This window comes from Paenibacillus anseongensis (genome assembly GCF_009757995.1).
Lineage (GTDB): Bacteria > Bacillota > Bacilli > Paenibacillales > NBRC-103111 > Paenibacillus_E > Paenibacillus_E chondroitinus.
Map to the genome: position 1 here is coordinate 14,658 of NZ_WSEM01000035.1, position 21,793 is coordinate 36,450.

At 47.9% G+C, this 21,793-nt stretch carries 22 protein-coding genes; 9 read left to right on the forward strand and 13 right to left on the reverse strand.

From position 1 onward, the window contains the following. The first annotated feature begins 39 nt into the window (after nucleotides 1-39). A complete protein-coding gene (locus tag GON05_RS33885; RefSeq protein ID WP_157325871.1) occupies nucleotides 40-1,347 on the forward strand; it encodes a glycosyltransferase family 2 protein in 1,308 nt (435 codons plus the stop codon). A gap of 15 nt (nucleotides 1,348-1,362) precedes the next feature. Here the strand turns inward: GON05_RS33885 and GON05_RS33890 are convergent, their stop codons facing one another. The 6 genes from GON05_RS33890 to GON05_RS33920 all read right to left on the reverse strand — a co-directional run bounded on the left by GON05_RS33890 (nucleotide 1,363) and on the right by GON05_RS33920 (nucleotide 6,332). Then, a complete protein-coding gene (locus GON05_RS33890; RefSeq protein ID WP_157325872.1) occupies nucleotides 1,363-1,566 on the reverse strand; it encodes a hypothetical protein in 204 nt (67 codons plus the stop codon). Between the two features lie 12 nt (nucleotides 1,567-1,578). Then, entirely contained in the window at nucleotides 1,579-1,971 is a 393-nt protein-coding gene (locus GON05_RS33895; protein ID WP_157325873.1) for a hypothetical protein, read from the reverse strand. A gap of 47 nt (nucleotides 1,972-2,018) precedes the next feature. After that, nucleotides 2,019-2,621 (reverse strand): hypothetical protein, encoded by a 603-nt coding sequence (locus GON05_RS33900; protein ID WP_157325874.1) that lies wholly within the window; start codon nucleotides 2,619-2,621, stop codon nucleotides 2,019-2,021. A gap of 119 nt (nucleotides 2,622-2,740) precedes the next feature. Continuing rightward, the gene (locus tag GON05_RS40005) at nucleotides 2,741-4,495 is read right to left on the reverse strand and encodes a glycosyltransferase (RefSeq protein WP_309491775.1); all 1,755 of its coding nucleotides are present in this window, start codon (nucleotides 4,493-4,495) and stop codon (nucleotides 2,741-2,743) included. Nucleotides 4,496-4,517: 22 nt separating this feature from the next. Beyond that, entirely contained in the window at nucleotides 4,518-5,549 is a 1,032-nt protein-coding gene (locus GON05_RS33915; RefSeq protein WP_157325875.1) for a glycosyltransferase family 4 protein, read from the reverse strand. Nucleotides 5,550-5,570: 21 nt separating this feature from the next. Next, nucleotides 5,571-6,332, reverse strand: coding sequence for a sulfotransferase domain-containing protein (locus tag GON05_RS33920; RefSeq protein WP_157325877.1), 762 nt, complete (start codon nucleotides 6,330-6,332; stop codon nucleotides 5,571-5,573). Nucleotides 6,333-6,533: 201 nt separating this feature from the next. Between GON05_RS33920 and GON05_RS33925 the strand changes: the two genes are divergently transcribed. The 8 genes from GON05_RS33925 to GON05_RS33960 all read left to right on the forward strand — a co-directional run bounded on the left by GON05_RS33925 (nucleotide 6,534) and on the right by GON05_RS33960 (nucleotide 13,859). Further along, nucleotides 6,534-6,944: a hypothetical protein gene (locus GON05_RS33925; RefSeq protein WP_127456591.1), complete on the forward strand. Its 411-nt coding sequence runs from the start codon at nucleotides 6,534-6,536 to the stop codon at nucleotides 6,942-6,944. 187 nt (nucleotides 6,945-7,131) lie between these two features. Continuing rightward, nucleotides 7,132-8,115, forward strand: coding sequence for an SDR family NAD(P)-dependent oxidoreductase (locus GON05_RS33930; protein ID WP_220138832.1), 984 nt, complete (start codon nucleotides 7,132-7,134; stop codon nucleotides 8,113-8,115). A gap of 13 nt (nucleotides 8,116-8,128) precedes the next feature. Continuing rightward, on the forward strand, nucleotides 8,129-8,842 hold the full coding sequence (locus tag GON05_RS33935; RefSeq protein WP_157325887.1) for a sugar phosphate nucleotidyltransferase: 714 nt from the start codon (nucleotides 8,129-8,131) through the stop codon (nucleotides 8,840-8,842). Next, nucleotides 8,839-9,807, forward strand: coding sequence for a GDP-mannose 4,6-dehydratase (locus GON05_RS33940; protein ID WP_157325888.1), 969 nt, complete (start codon nucleotides 8,839-8,841; stop codon nucleotides 9,805-9,807). The genes GON05_RS33935 and GON05_RS33940 overlap by 4 nt, the downstream gene beginning before the upstream one ends. A 16-nt stretch (nucleotides 9,808-9,823) precedes the next feature. Beyond that, nucleotides 9,824-10,918, forward strand: a complete 1,095-nt coding sequence (gene wecB / locus GON05_RS33945) for a non-hydrolyzing UDP-N-acetylglucosamine 2-epimerase (RefSeq protein ID WP_157325890.1) — start codon at nucleotides 9,824-9,826, stop codon at nucleotides 10,916-10,918. Then, nucleotides 10,908-11,897: a polysaccharide biosynthesis protein gene (locus GON05_RS33950; RefSeq protein WP_157325892.1), complete on the forward strand. Its 990-nt coding sequence runs from the start codon at nucleotides 10,908-10,910 to the stop codon at nucleotides 11,895-11,897. The genes wecB and GON05_RS33950 overlap by 11 nt, the downstream gene beginning before the upstream one ends. Continuing rightward, nucleotides 11,894-12,730 carry a dTDP-4-dehydrorhamnose reductase family protein gene (locus GON05_RS33955; RefSeq protein WP_157325894.1) on the forward strand — a complete coding sequence of 279 codons (837 nt, stop codon included), beginning with the start codon at nucleotides 11,894-11,896 and terminating at the stop codon, nucleotides 12,728-12,730. Before GON05_RS33950 ends, GON05_RS33955 begins: the two co-directional genes overlap by 4 nt. Before the next feature lie 79 nt (nucleotides 12,731-12,809). Further along, nucleotides 12,810-13,859, forward strand: coding sequence for a hypothetical protein (locus GON05_RS33960; protein ID WP_157325896.1), 1,050 nt, complete (start codon nucleotides 12,810-12,812; stop codon nucleotides 13,857-13,859). A gap of 20 nt (nucleotides 13,860-13,879) precedes the next feature. Here GON05_RS33960 and GON05_RS33965 read toward each other — a convergent pair whose 3' ends face one another. The 7 genes from GON05_RS33965 to GON05_RS33995 all read right to left on the reverse strand — a co-directional run bounded on the left by GON05_RS33965 (nucleotide 13,880) and on the right by GON05_RS33995 (nucleotide 21,594). Next, nucleotides 13,880-14,086, reverse strand: coding sequence for an amphi-Trp domain-containing protein (locus GON05_RS33965; protein WP_157325898.1), 207 nt, complete (start codon nucleotides 14,084-14,086; stop codon nucleotides 13,880-13,882). Between the two features lie 12 nt (nucleotides 14,087-14,098). Beyond that, the gene (locus tag GON05_RS33970) at nucleotides 14,099-15,073 is read right to left on the reverse strand and encodes a CotS family spore coat protein (RefSeq protein WP_157325900.1); all 975 of its coding nucleotides are present in this window, start codon (nucleotides 15,071-15,073) and stop codon (nucleotides 14,099-14,101) included. A 31-nt stretch (nucleotides 15,074-15,104) separates the two neighbouring features. Beyond that, nucleotides 15,105-16,154 carry a CotS family spore coat protein gene (locus GON05_RS33975; RefSeq protein ID WP_157325902.1) on the reverse strand — a complete coding sequence of 350 codons (1,050 nt, stop codon included), beginning with the start codon at nucleotides 16,152-16,154 and terminating at the stop codon, nucleotides 15,105-15,107. 39 nt (nucleotides 16,155-16,193) lie between these two features. Further along, the gene (locus GON05_RS33980; RefSeq protein ID WP_157325904.1) at nucleotides 16,194-17,348 is read right to left on the reverse strand and encodes a glycosyltransferase family 4 protein; all 1,155 of its coding nucleotides are present in this window, start codon (nucleotides 17,346-17,348) and stop codon (nucleotides 16,194-16,196) included. A gap of 66 nt (nucleotides 17,349-17,414) precedes the next feature. Further along, entirely contained in the window at nucleotides 17,415-19,331 is a 1,917-nt protein-coding gene (locus GON05_RS33985) for a DUF707 domain-containing protein (protein ID WP_157325906.1), read from the reverse strand. Between the two features lie 27 nt (nucleotides 19,332-19,358). Then, nucleotides 19,359-20,225 (reverse strand): UTP--glucose-1-phosphate uridylyltransferase GalU, encoded by an 867-nt coding sequence (galU, locus tag GON05_RS33990; RefSeq protein ID WP_127456578.1) that lies wholly within the window; start codon nucleotides 20,223-20,225, stop codon nucleotides 19,359-19,361. Nucleotides 20,226-20,268: 43 nt separating this feature from the next. Beyond that, nucleotides 20,269-21,594 (reverse strand): UDP-glucose dehydrogenase family protein, encoded by a 1,326-nt coding sequence (locus GON05_RS33995; protein WP_157325941.1) that lies wholly within the window; start codon nucleotides 21,592-21,594, stop codon nucleotides 20,269-20,271. Nucleotides 21,595-21,793: the final 199 nt, after the last annotated feature.

Here is a 21,793-nt window from a genome sequence, read left to right on the forward strand (position 1 = left end):
TGCAATAAGCCTGCTGATGATCGGGGGAATTAGTCGCCTATGCTGGTGTACGTGCTAGGAACGTCCAACAAAGCTCATACAGATGCTACAATAGCCAATCTGTCCCATATCGCTCCGAATTGGTCCATTATGCTCCTACATGATTACGACGCAGCAGCCTTGAACGATCATCTACTTGCTTATGATCAACCCTTTTTTATGACTCTGCATGCAGGAGACTTCCTGAGCAGCAGCTTTATCTCCGAGCTGTCCACACAGCTTGCAGCGCTGCCGGAGCATTGTGCCGGCATGGTCTATGAACGCGGGGCTGCCAATACCCTGCACAATCTTCCTTCCCCTCCTCTTGTTTGGAGAACAAGCGCAGTGCGATCCAGTGGCCGTCCCTTTTTCCTGGAGAAAGATGAACTGCCCTTTACTTCTTATTTGCTTCACGATAATCAGTTTCATTTAAAGAGAGAATGGTCGTGGCAGACCCTCCATAGCAAATGGTGGCAGCCCCAGGCCAAACATTACCCCAAATGGCATAAGGCGCAGGAAGAGTGGGACCTGCTCAAACCCATTGTGGAAGCAGGGTCAAACGCTGTCCTGCCGAAAGTAAAGCCAATTCCCGCCATTAGTATCGCGATATGTACCTACAATAATGCCGATTATCTTCCTTGGGCGATTCGAAGCGTTATTGCACAAAGCATGCCTGATTGGGAACTGATTATTATAGATGACGCCTCCAGCGACAACACGCAGATGAAACTGGCATCCTTACCCGCAGATCCGCGTATTCGTACGTATGTAAACCAAGCTAATTATGGCAAATCCCATTGTTTGAATGCTGCTTTATCGGTAGCTGAAGCCCCTTGGCTGCTGGAGCTTGATGCCGATGACTGGCTGCCGCCAGACGCCATTCGGCGCTTGCTTAACACGGCTGATACCCTAGCACCGGATATTTCACTCTTGTACGGGGATTATTACGAGTGGACAGAAGGAGCACGAAAACAGCTTATTTTCGGAGGGTTACGCAAGACGCCTGTTGCCTTTAACGCTGAGGCGCTGCTTGCCGGAGCTCTTCCGATAGCACCTCGATGCTATCGGGTTGAGGCCCTTCACAGCATCCAGGGCTGGATGGTGAATGCTCCTTATGGGGGTAGGTTATACGAGGATTTCGAAATCATCATCCGCTTGTCGCACTCTCATCGATTGAAGCATCTGCTTGAGCCTCTCTATCATCGGAGAGTCCGCCAATCCAGCATTACGCATCAACATTCCGAGAAGTATGCCGGCTGGATGAAGTGGATGAAGGAACAAACCGTCCTCCTTCGGGGGGACGGAGGAGACACAAGGCCATCGACGTAATCTCCTCCCTTCCGATTACGCTACTACACGTACAAAATCAATCTGATCCGCCACGATGGTCACGATTACCGGTGGACTATAGTAATACGTGTTGTTGATCTGTATCGTAAAAATACAATCATCTACGGATGCTAATGTGCCGATAATAGGCGGATTACTCGTAAAGTACACTTCAACCGTTCTACCGATAAAACTCGCCAGTAACTCTGCGAATGACATAGTTTCTCCTCCTTATATCACGGATTCAATGCTGGAAGCTGGAATAAGGAGAATATCTCCTGACGGCTCAAGAATTTCAACGACATCGGGACCAACAAGGATCAGCGTACCGCTTTCTGTTCCTGCACCCGTTTGTATAGTAACCTGTGTATTCAATCGTCCCTCTACTGCTGTTAACGGATTACAGCTCGTGACTGCCTGTTCACGAACCATGAAGTACGTCGTAACGTTACCGTTACCGGTGAAATCCACCACTGAAAATCCTGCCTCCATCAATGAGGCAAGAACAGGTGTTAACTTAGCCCCTACTTCAAGTCCGGGAAAATCTAACGTAGCGTCAAAACAGTTAATAACGGCACGCATTGTAGCATAACTGTTACCAGCAACAATAACGATAACATCCATGTAACTCTTCCTCCTTCAATTAGGTTGTAATTGGATCTGACTTGCCGTTACAGAGCCACAACCGGTGTATAAGGTCTGAAACCGATGATATGGCAAATCGAGAAAATAACGATTTGATCCATGTCGTTCCCCGTTGTTGGGCGAAGAATTAATGTCGATTTACCAATTTTCTCAACCATTCCGATCCGGTTTGGCGGCTCTCCCCCAGAACCTGCTCCGCTTGATGTGAACAGTTCAACCTCTGTATCCCAATATTGCTCCAATAAGTCTCTCAACTCTTCGTTGCAACTCTCATCCGGGTAATCCACTTTAACCTTCACTTCTGTTTTTGGTGTCTCGACTTTGACGTGAACATCGGGTTTAGGAGTCTCTATGTTTACTATAGGAGGAGGTGTTGTGACATGAACTTCCGGGGTTGTTACATGGACTTCGGGGGGATTGGTTTGAACGTTGACTTCTGCTGGAGGGGTCGTAACATGGACAATAGGAGCTTTCGGCTGCTTGCATATGATCTTAATCGTTCTTTTTCGTAATCTTTTCTTGCATACATGACACTTATTTTTCTTGCCTCTTTTCCTCGTGCTGCAGTCATTTTTCCTAACAACACGAGTGGTTTTCTTAACCACGCTGTCTTCTGTTATACGGGACATAGGGCACCTCCAAAGTTTTTACATATCCTAACAAAAATTGGATTCCATCACACTCCTATACTACTCAGCGGAATAGACCCTCGTCCTAGACTATCACCTAAATATATAAATCTGGGTATCTATCGCGATGCTCGAATGTCATATAGTACTCTTTCAAAGGCATCTACGCTGCGCTCCCACGTCCATTTCGAGGCCTCAATTTCGCCGGCAGCCGCCAGTCTTTTGCGCAAATCGGTATCCTCTATCAACCGGCCGACATCTATTGCCAAGCGGTTCTCATAGCGGTAAGACATCAAACCATTTTGTTCATGCCGGCAGTAATCCATATTTCCCCCATTGTAGGTTGTGACCAGAGCGGCCCCGCAGCGCATAGCCTCCAGTCCTGGTAGTGAAGCAGAATCATAGGTAGAAGAGTTAACGAAAATATCCGTCTCGTTATAGTGATAGGCCATAGCACCATCGTGCCCAGGAGTTAAATAGCGAAAAGTCGGATGATCGGCTTTGATAGCCTGTAAAAGAGGGGAGCTTCTAAACTCTTCTGGAGGAGACATCAGGTTGATGCGGACATGGGGATACTTGGCCTGCACGATTTCCAGTTGATTGATCAAATAATCCTGTTCTCTGTGCCAGGAATAACCGCCCTCTGGCCTCCGCATAATCGCCGATATTTGCAGTTGAGTCTGCGTATTGCGAATATGGAAGTTCTTGAAAGCATTACCGACGCCCACCGGCACAATATGCGCCTGATGACCGTGATTCAGTGCAATAAGCTGCTTTTGCCAATTGGAGAGGACAACGGTATGTTTCGAAATATGATAAGTAGGGAAAGAGAGTTGATTCTCCGGGAGAAAGGTAGGCTCGTAGCATAGGCTTAAGCGGACATGCACGCCTTTTCCGTTCAAGCTGGCCTGATGGGCTCCGGGTACAATCGTATAGAAATTGGAAACAATGACATCCGCTTTGGGATAATCTTTTTCAAGAATCATATAGTTCTGTTTGGTGCGGATAATTTTGGCATTAATCGTATAATTGATGGCGCCCTCAGGCGGCATCAGCACGCTAACGTCATGCCCTTTGGCCGCAAGCCCATTGACCATTTCCGCCAACATTCTCTGAGCTCCGCCGATGCTGAGTGTAATGATAGGAAAAGTAATCGTCATCCTCTCTTTGGCTATCAAGGCATCCAGCTGTTTCCGGTAGATGGATTGAATCGATTGGATTTCCTTGACAATCGCGCTTTCATGCTTGCGAGATCCCATTTCGGGGTGCACCCGGTAGCGAACAAGGCTTTCATTTAAATAGAAGAAATGAAACCGTTTCATAACCCGCATCCAAAAATCATAATCCTGCGTATATTTGCGAGTCTCATTAAAGTAACCCGTCTTCTGGAAGACGTCCATATGCAGCATCACGGTACAACCGTTGATAATACAGCCTTTTTGCATGGTTTTATAGAATTCCATTTTGGTGGAGCAGCCAATACCTGAAGGTCCTCCAAAGATGGTCCCCTGCCCATCCATATGAACATAGGAGGTGTAGCTGACTTTAGCCTCATTTTCCTGCATAAAAGCCAATTGCCTGGCAACTTTGTTTGGCTCAAACATGTCGTCGGAGCTGAGCCATGCAAAATAATCGCCGGTAGCGCGCCGGATACCGGCATTCAGCGCACTCGCCGTACCGCCGTTTTCTTTTTCCACATAAACAATCCGGTCCATATACGGAACAATTTTCTCCATATGCTGGGTTGAGCCGTCATTAACGACGATGATTTCAATATTCGGATAGGTTTGGCTCAACGCACTTTCAATCGCTGTGCGGACATAAGCACAGTTATAGAAAGGAATCACAATGGAGACTTTCGCATTTGCTTTCACGTTGGTAACACCTACCTTGTTCTTAGTTCAGCGAGACACGTTTGTTGTAAATTTCCTCCAGTGCGTTCACGATATTGCGTTCAAAATGGGCTTTCGTTAACCGCGCCGCACTAGCTTTGCCTCCAAGAGCGAGCCTTTCCGCCAATTGGCGATCGGATAACACTGCGCATATCCCCTGTGCCATTTGCCTAGGATCTCTTGGTTTAGTGACATACGCGCTTTCCATATGCGAGCAGAAGTCCATGACACCGCCTGAATTCGTCGTCACGACAGGCGTGCCGCAAGCCATTGCCTCCAAGGGGGGCAGCGAGAAAGCCTCAAACCAAGAGGATGCTACGAAAACGTCGGCCGTCCGGAAGAGCTTCGCCATCTCAAATTCATTTTTGGGATAAAAGATGCGTTCCGGTATACCTAGTGTCACCAGTGAAACTGCGCCGTCCGGGCAGATGAGATAAACCATATAATCGCCTGCATACTCGTTTTTGATAATTTCCATACAAGCATAGAAATCATCAAATCCTTTTAGCGCATAGTCTCTCCTGTCCCGTGCGATATACAGAATCACTTTCGTTGTTTTCTTGCTAGGATGCGGGTGAATGCGAGGACCTTCCGGGCGAAATATCCGAGGGTCTATACCAAGAGATACAATGGTGCTGCGCCGCCCTACGTGATCAAATATTTGCTGATCCAACCAGCTGGAAATAGAAAGGATCGGGACATCTTGGGCATATGTCCATAAAGCTGCCTCGCGATTAGGTACCCAAAGCGGCTCGAAGCCAAGGCTTAATCTAACCGTTTGTTCTGGCCATGCCTCGAAAGCCGATTGAAAGGTTGTATAGAAATTAGGCAAAATAATATCACCGTAAGGAATATAGTCTGCTTCCAGCTTCGGAACGATCGTCAGCTTACAAGGAATGTTATACTTCACAGTTGCCGTCCTGGGGATGACGACCTCGACCTCATGTCCCTTTTTCGTAAGCGCCCCGGCGATATCGACCAATACCTTACAACCGCCACCAATATGCAAATCAGCCGCAGGTATTACGATTTTCATGGTTAACCTCCATTTCTCCGGTTATGACCAAAGCAAATCTTTTTCATACCCGGTTTGTATCAATACATCACCTGCCACACGTTTGAAGGCTGCTATAACCTCTTCGTCAAATTCATTTCTCCAACCGCCTACAACACCTTTGCGAAAAGTAAACGAGCTGCCGCTATCCATATTGGCTTCCATGCTGCGAACCAACTTTGCTATCGGCATGGGCGGTACGCTCCCCTTCCACAAAAATTCCGCCATCGCTGTGATCGTTTTCCGCCTTGACGCCTTCGAAATCATCAACTCTTCATACGTCGTGATAAAAATACCCGGCACGGACAACCAACCCTGAAATACCCCGAACCAATTTTTAATATTCGGGTAGTCATCCAGACCATTAATCAGTAGTAAATAACGCTCCTTCTGACTTGGCAGTGCGACTAACTCCTTATAAATGGGATAATCAGGGAGTTTCTCGATAATGTAATACGTTAGGGATACCAGCACATCACGCAAATCCCTGATCATAAAGATGGTTTTAATACCAGGGCGGACAAGGAGTTTGGCCCATTCGGGGGAGTAGTATACATGTCCCATATACACATCATTCGGGACTGCCTTGCTCAGGATTGAAGCTTGTAATGGCAAATCCTTAACCAGGCCCTCATAAAAGACATAGTCGTTCATGACCGAACCGGGAATGCCTAACAACAGCTGATTCAGAAGGTTTGTTCCACTTTTGGGAACCGTATTTAAAAAAATAACGGGCCGAAGCTGATAAGCTCTGCGTGCATCCATGATCGGCAGCACCTCCCAATATTTGTTTAATTGTTTAGATTTAGCGTATGTGTCACAGCACCAACTTGACCTGTTAATGCGTCTATATCCCTTAACAAAGTTAGAACAGCCACACATTTTACCATTAAAATGGTAAAGACCAACTCCCATCCAAGCAAATTCTATTAAATTTAATAGAATATAAGAAAGGAGGTGATTTTCATGTCAAACATTGTTAGCATCGGGACAAGCGTTCCCGGATCATCTAGCGGCTCTCTCAATCGCGTTGTCTCCACGACGCCCATCACACTCGCAGAATTCGGATTAGCGATTCCACAAGGACCCAACAGAGTTCTTCTAACGGCTACCGTTGGTGTCTCCTCCACTCTTCTTGCTCCTGTGCTCCTATTTAACGTGTTGCGTGGCAACGCCGTCATTTTCTCCGCCCGACAAGAAGCCCTTCTGTCCACTGGGCAAGAACTAACCGTCTCCTTCCAAGCCATTGATACCAATGTGCCAGCTACTTCGAACCAAGGCTACTCCTTCACTGTACAATTGGAACCAGGTTTATTAACTGGGGCAACGGTTACAGGTCCAGTTACACTCTCCGGTATTTCTTATACGTATGGCTAACGGAGAACTTTGAATAAAACAGGCTGCCCCAAAAGATCTTCAAAGATCCGCTGGAGCGGTCTTTTCGCCATACCTGCTTTTACCTATTTTTTCCTAATCCTCTTTCCGAATGGGGGATAGTCCACTACTTCCATAAACAAAGGGAATAGACTGTAACCATATGTTGGAAGGGGTGATCTCATTCATGATGAGAGGGAAGCAAGTGCTGGTAACAGGTGCCGCCGGCTTTATCGGCAGTCATCTCGTACACCAGCTAGTTGCGGAAGGTGCGAAGGTCAGAGCCTTTATTCGATATAACTCAACGAATTCACGCGGTTTTCTCGATCAACTGCCCCGTGATATTCAAAAGGAAATTGACGTCGTCAAAGGAGATTTGCGTGATCCTCATGGCGTCTATCGTGCCGTGAAAGGCATGGATACCATTTTTCATTTAGGAGCGCTGATCGCTATTCCTTATTCTTATCAACATCCCACGGATGTTGTGCAAGCCAATGTCATTGGCACCCTAAATATCGCGCAAGCCGCCTTGGATTTAGGGACAGCGAGACTGATTCACACCTCCACCAGCGAAGTGTACGGAAGCGCACGTTATGTGCCTATGGATGAAACGCATCCGCTGCAAGGCCAATCCCCCTACTCCGCAAGTAAGATCGGCGCCGATAAGATCATTGAAAGCTTTTATTGCTCATATTCACTGCCTGTCGTAACGGTCAGACCCTTCAATGCCTACGGTCCGCGACAGTCCATGCGAGCAGTCATTCCTACCATTATTAATCAAGCGCTGCATCAACCCGAAATCGTCCTCGGCAATCTCAGTGCGACCCGTGATTTTACTTTCGTAGAAGATACCGCCAGAGCTTTTATTTGTGCGGCCAGCCATGATGCAGCTATTGGGCAGACAATAAACGCCGGATCAGGGGCGGAAATCTCCATTGGCGAGCTTGCACAAACCATTCAGCAAATTGTTGGAAAAGATCTGCCTGTGCGTATCGCCAGCGAACGGGTACGGCCGGAAAAAAGCGAAGTGGACCGCCTCTTCTCGGACAGCAGCAAAGCCGCAGCTTTGATGGGATGGAAGCCAACCGTTCCTCTGGTGCAAGGCTTGGCTCGAACGATTGAGTGGATGAACAACCATCCCGAGCTGTATCGGCCTAATGAATATGTCGTATAAGGAGTTGATTTCTGTGGAAGTCGTAATCATGACGGGCGGCAAGGGGATGCGCATGGCGCCTTATACCAAGGTGCTTCCCAAAGGGTTATTACCCGTTGGCGAACAACCCATACTGGAGATCATCGTGAAACAGCTCCGTAATTATGGGTTTACCTCCATCACCATGGCATGCGGCTACTTGTCGGGGCTTATACAGACCTATTTCGGAGATGGCAGCTCTCGGGGTGTCTCCATCTCTTATTATGTAGAAAATGAGCCCCTGGGCACTGTGGGTCCAATTAAACTCATCAGACGCAGGTCCGGTCCATTCTTGTTAATTAATTGTGATGTCCTAACTACCTTGGATTTCTCCCGCTTTAGAGATTTTCATATCCAAGGCGGCAGCATACTTACTATCGCTTCACAGAAAAAAGGGATTCCGATAGAGCTTGGGGTCCTCGAAACACAGGATGAATTCGTTACTGACTTCGTAGAGAAACCTACCCGATCGGCTTATGTCAGCATGGGCATCTATATGATGAATCCGGAAGTAGCCGATTACATCCCTTCCCATCAATATTTCGACATTCCTGATTTAATTCATGCCCTGCTAGACGCAGATGAGAAGGTCCGCCATTATGAAAACAATGATTTCTGGCTCGATATCGGCCGCCCGGTGGATTATACCTTGGCCAATGAGCAATTCGGCAAACTCAAATCTCTCTTGCTGCCCGGCGAACCGGTATGACGAGCACGACAAGGGTAGCGAATCCTCCACTCGTACTCCTTACGGGGATTAACGGATTCGTTGGGCAACACATGGCGGCCTATCTCTTGCACCAAAACATGAACCTGCTCGGGATCGGACGCAGGTCCAGCTGCCTTATGAAGCATCCGAATCTGTACTACATTTCAGGTGACATCACGCAGAGCGTTGTCCTTACACAGCTCCTTCAGGAGCATCCGATCACACATATCGTCCACTTGGCCGGAGCTAACGATGTAAGTGCATCTTATGCGGATCCGGTTCAAGTGCTGCATACGAACGCGTGGTCTACGTTACACATGCTAGAGGCTGTAAGATCTGCGGCAGCAAGCAGAATTCAAGGGTTCCTAGCCATAGGAACCGCTTATGAATATGATTTTCAAACGATGCCTGTAACAGAAACCTCGCCTATTCTGCCTGTCAGCCCCTACGCCTGGAGCAAACAGATCATGACTTCATTCATGCAAATGTATGGCAGCGTATATGAAGTTCCAACGTTTATAGCCAGGACTTTCAATTTGATTGGCCCAGGAAATGCGACCGGCGTATGTGCCCTGCTCGCCAAGCAAGTCGCGATGATGGAAAAAGGTCATCTCCCTCCTAAGCTCGTTATGGGCAACACGGCTGTACAGCGCGACTTTCTTGACGTACGTGATGCTGTTGCCGCCTACGCCTCACTCATGCAGCTAACTGCCTCACCTTTCGGCCATGTATTTAATGTATGCAGTGGCACAGCCTCTCCCATTAGCGCCATTGTTGATCTGCTGCAGCATTATGCGGCAATCAATTTCGAAGTGGTAGTCGACAAGCGTTTAATTCGCCCTAACGAAGCCGCCCTCGTTCAAGGGGACAACACCAAGCTTCGCGCAGCAACTGGTTGGGCACCCACCCTTTCACTCGCCCAGTCGGTGTCCGATACGCTGGATTACTATCGAAGCCTCTTATGAAAAGGAGATTTACGCGATGAAGATCATGACAGTCCTAGGAACACGCCCCGAAATTATCCGGTTAAGCTTAGTGATCGCCAAACTGGATCTCCTTGCTGATTCACATCTACTCGTGCATTCCGGACAAAATTATGATCGCACGCTAAGCGATGTCTTTTTCGAGCAAATGGGCATTCGGCTCCCGGACGTCCATGTTCGGCTGCAAGCGCAAACCGTTGGCGAGCAAATTGCGCAAATGTTCATCGAAGTTGAGAAAGTGCTGCTGAAGGAGAAACCGGATCGCATGCTCGTTCTTGGCGATACCAACAGTGCGCTCACCGCTCTCATAGGCGAGCGGCATGGCGTTCCCGTCTATCACATGGAAGCCGGAAATCGCTGTTATGATACCCGCGTTCCTGAAGAGATTAATAGAAAAGCAATCGACGCCATTTCTACCTGCAATATGCCATATACGCCCGGCGCGCGCGAAAACTTGCTGCGGGACGGTGTTCCTTCTCAGCGAATTTGGATGACGGGGAATCCGATTTATGAAGTGATGGAGCATTACAAAGGGCAGGCGGATGCAAGTCGTATTTTAGACGAACTAGGCCTATCGGATAAGGGATATATCCTCGTTACCGCCCACCGGGCCGAAAACGTCGATAATGAAGCCCGGCTGCGGCAAATTATCGAAGGCTTGCAGCTTGTAGCCGAGGATACCCAGCTCCCTATCATCTGCAGTACGCATCCCCGGACGAAGGACCGCCTCGATAAGCTTGGAGTCATGGCTTCCCACCCACTCATTCGCTTCCTTCCGCCATTCGGATTTTTCGACTTTCTGAAGTTGCAAAAGCATGCCGCCTGCGTCATTACGGATAGCGGCACGGTGCAGGAAGAAAGCTGCATTCTGGGCGTACCAGCCGTCACCATTCGCCAAAGCACCGAGCGGCCGGAAACCTTGCTTTGCGGCAGCAATTTACTTTCCGGTCTTGTGCCTGAGCGGATCGCCGCCAGCGTCAAGCTGATGATGCAGCCTCACCATACATGGCAGTGTCCGGATGGCTATCTGGACCCGAGTGTATCGAGTAAGGTTGTCAATATTGTACTAGGAGGACAGAGCTATGTTTCATAATCAAACGATCCTCATCACAGGGGGAACCGGATCTTGGGGGCAGGAGCTTACCCGCAACCTCCTGCAGGAGGGACCTAAGGAAATTCGCATTTTCTCCCGAAACGAATTCTCACAAGTGAAGATGCAGCGAGACTTCGCCTTCCATCCTTCTCTCACTTTTATGATCGGTGATGTCCGGGATCAGGAAGCTGTCGAGGACGCCTGCCGGAACGTCGATTATGTCTTTCATTTGGCCGCCCTCAAACACGTGCCGATCTGTGAAGCCCAACCGGATGAAGCGCTCAAAACGAATGTAAAAGGAACCGAAAATGTCATCCGAGGCAGTATTCGGGCCGGTGTCAAAAAAGTCATCGACGTCTCCACCGATAAAGCCGTAGATCCGATTAATTTTTACGGGATGACGAAAGCTTTGGGAGAGAAGCTCATGGTTCGGGCGAATGATCTCAGCTCCACAACCCAGTTTGTCTGTATTCGAGGCGGCAATGTACTTGGCACCAATGGCAGCGTCGTTCCTTTCTTCAAAAACCGCATCCTGCAAGGAGAAGCTCTCCCTCTTACGCACAAAGACATGACCCGTTTCTTCCTGACGCTGCCTGAAGCGATTGAACTGCTGTTAAGCGCGGCCAAGGCGGCAGTAGGCGGAGAAACCTTTGTGATGAAAATGAATGCCTGCCTCATTCTTGATTTGGCTGAAGTCCTCATGGAGCAATTATCGGACCAACCTCTGTCTGTGAAGGATGTCGGTATCCGCCCCGGGGAGAAGCTGCATGAAGTGCTTATTTCCTCTCACGAAATCCCTTTTACCTACCAATACAATGAGAAATACTTTGTCATCCTCCCTGCGAATGCGACGCCCTCCCTCTATGACCATTACAGTCATTTACCCAAAACAACCTTCACCCAGTATGCCTCCAACGATTCACTCATGACATCCCAAGAGATCTTACAGATGCTGCTTAAAGGAGGATTTCTTCCTTGAAACTACTCATTATCGGCGGTCAGGGCATGGCCGGACACATGTTGAAGAGCTATTTTACCCGTCAGCTTAAGGGTGACGTATGGACGACCGTGCGATCCGCCGATCCGGCGGACCCCCGGGCTATAGCGCTGGACGTCAGGAACGATGAGCACTTGCGGCATCTGCTGAAACAGATTAGGCCGGATGCCGTCATCAACGCTGTCGGCTTGCTGAATGAAGAGGCTAGAACGCGGCAGGCTGAAGCCATTTATGTCAACAGCCTGTTTCCCCATATGCTGGCTGAATTTGCGGAGCCGTATGGCTTCCGCCTTTTTCACATCAGCACCGATTGTGTGTTCTCAGGTTCGCGTGGAGATTACACGGAATCTGATCTCACGGATGCCCTGTCGGTTTATGGCAAAAGCAAAAGCCTGGGCGAAGTCATCGGCCCTAACGTGTTGACGATCCGCACTTCAATCATCGGGCCTGAGTTAAAAGAGAACGGCATTGGCCTCTTTCATTGGTTTATGCAGCAAAAAGGCGATATTCAGGGATATCGCCAGGTGTTCTGGAACGGGGTTACGACGTTGGAGTTGGCTAAAGCGATCGACTGGTGCCTCCAGCATCCCATTCATGGCCTTGTCCACCTTGCCGGCCAGCCAAAGCTCTCCAAATATGACTTGCTGAAGCTGATTCAGCAGCAATTCCATCATGATGCTGTCACAATCCACGCTAACGATGACATCCTATCCGACAAGAGCTTAGTCTCTACAAGAGCTGACTTCGACTATCCAGTCTCTTCTTATCCCCAGATGATTGCTGACTTGCATGCTTGGATGAATCACGCTGACTAGCCTCTCACACTTTGCCAGCTCCAGAATATGATAAATACAGCGAAGCAGCGAAACAAATTATAAGGTGGTGAGTGCCGCAATGGATATGACACCTACTCACATAAATGAACTGATCCAAAAAAAATTGGTCATTATCGTAATCGCTCACGAAAACGAACAGGTATTGGCGGCACAGGTCGAAAATATTCATTTTTTCAATCCTGAAGCCGGCATTCTGCTTTACAACGGCGGGCCTAATCCCGATTTCGGAAAAAACGTGAACATCTGGTCCTTTCCGCACAGCCATCCCTTAAAAGCCGGCATTATCGCGCCGGGTATGTGGGAGATCATGAAATGGCTCGAGGAAATCGGCGCCGGCTATGAATATCTCATGTCGCTGGATCATGATGTGATGTTTGTGAAACACGGCTTCCAGCCCTTCTTGGATGAGGTGATGGCCGAGTCCGACAGCATGGGCTGGAGGCTCGAAAACAACCGGGATCACGACTTCTCCCTGCCTGTACGAAACATGATGAAGGAATGGCATTTATGGCAGCCGGTTTTCCGGACAGACGGCTTTCTGACCTACTTCAACCCCGGTCAAGTCTACAGGCATGATATCGTCAGACGTATGCTCGCGCATGTCGACCATGCCGCCGTAGATCACCTGTTTGGTATAACGGAGGCCGCTGCTTTAGAAGAAGTTTTTTTTGTCACACTGGCTATGGCCTGCGGTGGAAGGGTTCGCGAATACCCAGAGGGAGCCAAGTATAATGACATGGTTCGCTGGGGCGAAAACGTCACCTTTGAAAATGTGCAGCGGCATCGGGATCATCCTTACTACTACTGGATTCATCCGGTAAAAGGGGATAAACTGCTGGAGATGCATCAGCTTTTGCTTCCCAAACCGGAACCAATTCCAAGTGCCTTGCCCGCTCCCCGCCCTGCCGCTCTAAGAAGGAAAAGAATCAGGCGCAAGAGACTTCTGAAAAGACCACTTCTTCGAAGACGCCTCAAATGGCGTAAGCTCAAGTTCGGACTGCGCAGCCGAAAAAGAACGGTAAAGAAACTTGCCAAAAAGCCGCTGCGTTCCCGATCAGCCACGAAACAAAAAACGTTCAAACCCAAAAAGAGGACGAAGCTGGGATAATCCCCACTCCGTCCTCTTATTTATTTGTCCACCCATTCAATCCCGATTGTCAATTTATTTGCACCCAAATCGCTCTTATGACTCACTTTAAATTCCATATCTACATCCGGCAAGGTGATTTGTTTGCCTCGAATAACGAGATTACCTGCTGTTACTTGATCCGCAATTTTTCTTAGCAGTTCAGCAAATTGCAAACTCCGACCGACAAATTCCTCTTCTGACCTCACGATTTTTCCTCCTTAGAAGCCCTTGATGAGTTTCTTAAGAACAGGCAGCTTCTCCATTTCAAATAAAACAATCTTGTTCAGCTTTTTTTCGTCCCCTGGTTCGCCTTTTTTGAAAGGCGTTTTCACATAGCCGTAATGCTTATGCGGAAACAGCAAATCAATATAAAGCACCTGCATTTGCTCAGGCGTAAACGGAAGAACAGCTTCATAATAGCTCATGCACCGTTTCAGCTCATCCGCATCCCAACGTCCCAGTTCTTCCATGCGCTTCGTCAGGAGCTTCCGGATATCACGCAATGGAATGTCATACGTCAGATTATCCAAGTCCAGCACACACACGCCTCGATCCGTTTGGATCGCATTACCCTTGCCATAATCCTGATGGCACATGTAACCGTGATGACCGATGTCAGCCACCCAATTCGCATAACAGGACGCTTCCAGCAGCTTGATGGCATGGCTTGCCATCTGAATCATGGCATCGCCAGTCTTCACATAAGACTGATGGAAAAGCGTTTTTCCTTGCTTAGCCTGCTCTTTCCATTGCTTGAGCTCTTCGCACATCCCGCTAAAATGACTCGGCCATACCCCCATCCGGTTATAGACCTCACAGTCATCAGGAGGGATAAACCCTACGGTATCCTTATGGAATTGAGCGAGACCCTTCAAACCCGTATAGAGATGCTCCGGCACCCGATCCATTTCCAAGTCGCTTCCCACAACCCAAGCATAGAGAACCAACGCATAACCTTCATGGACAAAATACAGCTGGCCATCCTTCGTTGGAATAATCCCCGCAACATGGGCTCCTTTTTGGTACAGATAAGCCTGCGCTGCTGTCGTAAATTTGACGATCGGAATGGACTTCCGTATCCGTTTCAGACAAACGGTTCCTACAGAAGTCTCCAGCTTCCATATCGTTTTAATGCCTCCGCTTTGAATAACCTGGATGTTTTTGATGACTATCTGTGGATAACTTTGTGCCATGAGACGTTTCCCCAAATTGAGTTCTTCCTGACTAGGAACCACGTTTCACCACCTCATCCAGACGGGCTAGGAACGATTTCAGAACCGCATTTTTGCTCAGCTCGGTCGAGATCATATCTTTCAAACGGACGATATGTTTGTCAACCGTCCATTGGTCCTCGCGGTTTTCATAATATTTGGACACTTGTCCGTAAAATAAATGGGGAAACTGAATATCTGCTGCCAGAATTAGATATTGTTCTTTCGTTAAAGGATTGACCTGCTGGTAAAACTTCATCATTTTGAGCATCATCGGGAGGTTCCAGTTGGCATCTTTCTTCATGACCTTGTTTAATATTTTCCTCATATCGCGCACAGGCAGATCTACCGTCAAGGAATCCATGTCGTAGACATAGAGCTTTCCATCTTTGCCTACAACCAAATTACCAGCCGCAAAATCTTGATGGCACAGTGTTTTGGTCTTCTCCGTTTCCTTCACCCACTGTTCAAAATACGGCTGATTCAGCGTCGTAAGCGCTGCTTGCGCTTGCTGTAGGAACGTATCTACATTCGCTAGGAAGACACGGTCAAACTCATTTTTATTTTTAACCTGTTGGCGCTGCTCTTTCCAGGCTTTCAGGCGTTCCATTCTCGTTTGCAAATCCGATTTCCATTTCGTCAACAGATAGGAAGGGTAGAAACCGTTGGGGGATTCGATCCCTCTTGATGCTTTATGAAAAGCTGCCATTCCTTTTAGCATGAGGGCTAAATCACCATCATTGTTATATTCCGGTGAACGTCCGTATACGGTTTCAAAAACGACGAAATATTCCCCGTTTAATTTCACATAACCTTCGCCAGAACTGGTTTTGAGCACACCAGGCGTGTTAACGCCATTGTTTTTGAGATAGGTAATGGCATGGAGCATGAAATCAATATGGGTTTCATCGAAGGGAACCTTTTTCATAATCCATTCACCCATGTCGGTTTGGATGGACCAGACTGCTTTTTTCCCTTTAAAGGATAAGAGATAAATATTTTTCACCTTCAAAGGATAGTGCGTCATAACCTTCTTCACTACGTCCGAAAAAGTAGTATCCATGCTGACACCTCCGTAGATGTATGGCCTCAAGCTTTAAGCTCATTTGCTTTTGTCTGGGGCGTATAAGTTTTCAAGCCGTTTAGCCGCATGCTCGAAACCAAAGTTGCTTTCTACAACCGCTCTGCCTGCTTTGCCTAAACGCAGCGCTTCGGCAGGATTGGATAGCAGAAACGTAATCGCCTTTACGAATGCCCCTGGATTGCTGTAATCTTCAATCACAATACCGTTAGCATTCGGTTTGATAATTTCTGCATTCCCTCCGCGATTGGTTGTAATGATTGGAAGTCCCGCTCCCATCGCTTCAAAATGAACTCTCGCCAGAGGTTCCTGCCACTGGGAAGAGCAAACGAAAATATCTCCTAGCAAATAGTGGACGGGAATCTCGCTCGGTGGAACAAAACCTGTGAAGATCACCCGGTCCCCTAGCGATTTGGCCAGTTGGCGAAGACTTGCCCCGTACTCATCCAGCTGCTCATTATGGAACCATTTACTTCCGATAATAACGAGCACGGCATCTTTCTGGGTTTTGCTTACCTGCTCAACAGCCTTGATTAGCACGTCGGGACCTTTCGTTTTGCTTAATCGCCCTACGAATAAAATGACCTTTTTATTGTCCACACCATATTTTTGGCGGAGTTCCTTTCGAAGATCCTGCGCTTCAGGTGTCCAGATCGGCTTATAATGCTGTAAGTTGATACCTGAGTATACCGTCTTCACTTTTCCCTTGGCCGAAGGGAAACGGCTGATAATCGTTTGGCCGATATAATTGGAAATCGACATAATTTTATGAACCATTTTGATCACGGAACGACCCACTTCTGGTGTGATCTTTCCTTCTCGGAACATCTCATTATGGCAGCTGACGACAAAACGGGCGTTCGGCATGGCTGCTTTATATGCAGGCACATTTTTCGGACGGTTAAACACGTGGATCACATCATACTTTTGGTTGCCGGCGCGCTGCTTAGACAGCTCCTTGGCAACGTCGTTCACATAATCCTCGCGCGGAATCCGTATATATTTGACTCCGTCAACCACTTCCCGATTGGGGAGATCGGGGTCCGTAATGCAGAAAATCGTGAGATCATGCCTACTGCCAATATGCGGGGTGACGCCATTGATTAGAATTTGAATGGCGCCACCCCTAATAGGCGGAACGGTAAGCATTTCAGTGCAAATAAATGCAATCTTCATCTTTACCACTCCAATCAGTGATTCTTCGTGGAGGTTTTAATCCTCAGGATTACGCCATGGTTAGATTTACGCGCCCACCTTCTTGCCAAACTTGCTCCATATGGTCGACTGGGGCTTAGCCCAACCTCTTCCTGGAGCCGATAGTTTCTTCATGCCTACTTTAGGCTGAATACGCTTCTTCCCACTTTTGGGCTTCTTAGGAATAACTGCCTTCACCGGTTTAACTGTTCTAATTGTTCTAATTGTTCTAATTGTTTTAACTGTCTTAACTGCCTTAACCATCTTCACTCTTTTCTTTAGAAGCGGCTTTTTATTGTTCAGCACTTTCTTTCTCTTGCCCGCTGCTTTTTTCAGCAACGGCTTTTTCCTCGGAACCAGCCTTTTCTTCAAGACAACGCGTTTCCTTCGTATCAATGGACGCCTTACTTGCACGGATGGACTCGGCTGCGGTTGCGGCTGTGGCGGATTCGGATCCACATAAGGAATATCCCCGGCCATCAGCTGGTTGTGCAGGTGAAGGAGCCGATCTCCTTTGACAGGATGGATCGTATGATACATGTAATGATGCATGGCGGCGTGCGCTTCATTCTGCTCAATTTCATGCTCATGCCGCATCACATTCAACCGTTGGTCCCGTGGAAACTCACGGCATTTCCCACCCAATGAGGCAGCGAAGGTGACGAAGAAAAACTCCTCCAAGGCCACAACTTGACTCTCGGAGAGCCATTGATCGACCAACGAGACATCCGCAGCTTTCAGCATCTTCTTCACAATACCGCGTCGGTAAACCTGCGTAGGATTAAAGTAGCGAAGGAAATGGTCGGTCTGGAACAAGGAGCCCCAACGACCCCATTCCTTCCACATCGATTGCTTATTCATGTTGTCTGCCTCACGTACGCTGCGACAGGTTTGCATATCCCAGCCCATACAGTCGTAGCCCCGCATCGTTTGATCTAGATAAGCCTCGAAGCCAGGTTTCACGAAGAGCATATCATCGTCAAGATTCACCAAATATTCGTAGTTCACCTTATGCTCATTCAGCCATTTCATTACGTCCCATAGAAAGGGCGCCAGATGTCCCCAGGTCAAGTGGCGGCTGTACTCACAGACGGCGGCATTCATACCTTTCCCGAATTGGCTGTCTTCGCCTCCGTTATAAAGGACAATGCCCGCTTCCGGGTTGAATTTACGAATATTTTCAATCTGTGCGGCAAGGACGTGCTCATCTTTGTGAGCCAACAGCGCAAACATGACACGTTTGCCCTTCGGTTTGCCGCCATAATGGGTCATCCGGAAGTTAATAGCTGCATCATATTCGGCTGTAATTCGATACAAATCATCCCATTGGGAGCCTGATATATTTTTATAGAGCTCGCCGCCCCCGACACGTCTTGTATGTTTGACAGCGACCTCATCGATAATGGCTAATTTCTCATGCGGATATCCCAAGACCTTAGGCCATACAAAATCAAGGCCCCAGCCCGATTCACTTTTTTCAAACGTAGGCAAAAGCTTCTGGAAAGTTTCTCTCGTGTAGAGTGGAACCATAGGTTCAATAAACTGGGAATATCGTAAATAGTAATTGCTATTTTGCAGCGTGATTCCATGTCCATAGTAGGAGTCTTGTGTTAAGCTCGGCTGTGCCAGCTCCAGACCCTGTTCCATGAAAATCTTAAACATGCGATTAATGTCATAAGCATTCGCGCTTATATCATCATCCGGCATCCAGATGGCATCATAGTGATAGATTCCATCCCCAAAGGCTTCAATCGTATCCTTCACCGTAGGCCATTTTAACCCCGGAATTTCATGATAGAAGTCACAATCGTTTACATACCTTTGCGGCGTATTTCCGAAATAACTAAGACAAAGATCGAAGTTTTTATACTCCGCAGGCTGCAGCCATTGCTGATGGATAGAGGTATCGCCCACTCTGCCGATTACAAGAAACCTCTTGTCACCTTTGACTTCAAATCGCGTCATTTCGCTCGCTCCTTTTTAACCCAATCGTTATTTCCTTTCGATAAATCGGATATAGTCCAAAATCGGCTGTCTCAAATCTTCTCGCTGCACCGAGATATCAAGAATCGCTTTCACATAACCCAGATGATCGCCAACGTCATGCCAGACACCGTTAATCTCACATGCGTGAACCGCCTCTTGCTCATTCAGCTTCGAGATCGCATCGGTCAGCTGGATTTCTTGCCCGACGCCCGGCTCCTGCCCCTCCAAGATGTCGAAAATAGCGGGAGTCAAAATATATCGGCCAATCATGGCCAGATTAGACGGAGCCTCCTGAGGCTTCGGCTTCTCCACAAGCTTCGTAATATTGTAAAAGCGATCAAATAACAGCTGGGCATCAATGATGCCGTAGCTCGAAACATCCTTGGGATTCACAGGCTGCACACCGATAATCGATGTTTTGTACCTATCGAAATAATCCATCATCTGTTTCAAGCAGGGAACATCGGACTGTACGAAAGTATCGCCAAGCAGAACGGCAAACGGCTCATCATTAATAAACTTTCTGGCGCACCAGATGGCGTGGCCCAAGCCTTTCGGCTCTTTTTGGCGAATGTAGTGGATATCGATCAGCTGCGCCGGCTCCTGCACTTTCTCCAGCATTCTCAACTTCCCTTTTTGCTGCAAATGGTATTCCAGCTCAAAAGCGTTGTCGAAGTGGTCCTCCAGCGCACGCTTGCCTTTTCCCGTCACAATGATGATATCCTCAATGCCTGAAGCAACCGCTTCCTCCACGATAAATTGAATCGTTGGTTTATCAATGATCGGCAGCAACTCTTTTGGCATCGCTTTGGTTGCCGGCAAGAACCGGGTACCCAGACCTGCTGCAGGAATTATTGCTTTCCGAACCTTCATAATGATCATCATCCTTCTGTATAAATTGGGATAGGATGAACGATCACTTCATCCTACCAATGCTTTGATAGACGAATCCCTCTTCTTTCATCATGTAGGGATTGAATAAATTTCTTCCGTCAAAAAGTACCGGCTGCTTCAGCAAGCTCTTGATACGACCAAGGTCCGCCGAACGATACTGCTTCCACTCCGTAAATATCAACAGCGCATCCGCATCCATAAGAGCTTGATAGGGCCCTGTGAAATACGTGATATTCTCTTCGCCTAAAGCCTGGTACGCATTCTGCAGGGCGACCGGGTCGTGAACTTGAATCTGAACCCCGCGTTTCCTTAACTGTTCAATGGTCTCGATGGACGGTGCTTCCCGAATATCATCGGTTTCCGGTTTAAAGGATAATCCCCACACGGCAAGCCGAAGTCCCTTCAAATCTTCACCGAAATGGCCTACAACCATCTCAAACAACTTTTGCTTCTGCTTGTGGTTCACTTTATCGACAGCTTCCAAGATGTGCGTTGGAATGTTGCGCTCAGTGGCGCTTTGGATAATAGCCCGTACATCCTTAGGGAAACAAGAGCCGCCATAACCGACCCCAGCAGATAAAAAGTAACTGCCAATCCGATGATCGAGCTCCATCCCTTGACGAACCCGTTCAATATCGGCACCGACAGCTTCACAGATACCAGCCATTTCATTCATAAAACTTATCCGTGTGGCCAACATCGCGTTGGAAGCGTATTTGGCAAGCTCAGCAGAGGCAATATCCATGTGGACGATAGGAAATCCTTTGCTCGTAAGCGGCAAATACAGCTTCTCCATATAAGCCAGTGCTCTGGGGTTACTGCTCCCGACAACAATTCGGTTAGGGTTCAAGAAATCATTGACGGCAGCGCCTTCTCTTAAAAATTCCGGATTCGAAACAATATCGAATTCCAAGTCCGTGAGCCCTCGGTTCTTCAACTGCTCTTCAATGATGCCTCGTATGCGCTCGCTGCTGCCGATAGGAACCGTTGATTTCGTAATTACAATGGCATAATCCCGGATACTTGCACCAATCTGCTCGACGGCCTTCATCACATAAGTAAGATCAGCAGACCCGTCTTCAGCCGGCGGAGTTCCTACAGCGATGAAAATGAATTGGCTCTGTGCAACAGATTCGCTAATATCCAGTGAAAAGCTTAACCGACTCTCTAGCACATTTCGTTCAACCAGCCGTTCCAATCCAGGTTCGTAAATGGGCAATTGACCGTTAAGCAATGCGGATATTTTGGCGGGATTATTATCCACGCAAATGACTTCATGCCCCATTTCCGCCAAACATGCCCCAACCACGAGTCCTACATAACCAGTTCCAATCATGCAAATCTTCATGGCCGCTCTCCCTTGTTGTGTAGAGTTCATTGACGCTAACCGCAGGTGCGGGTAGACATTAATCACTGTCATCTTAAAGTGTATGCGCCTTGTCTTATTACAAACTCGGACGGATAACTAACCCCTAGGAAAAATCAACTTCTACCTACCTGAGCAAGCTTTATTCTGCTTTTCGGGACAAACGTACAAACCACCCTTT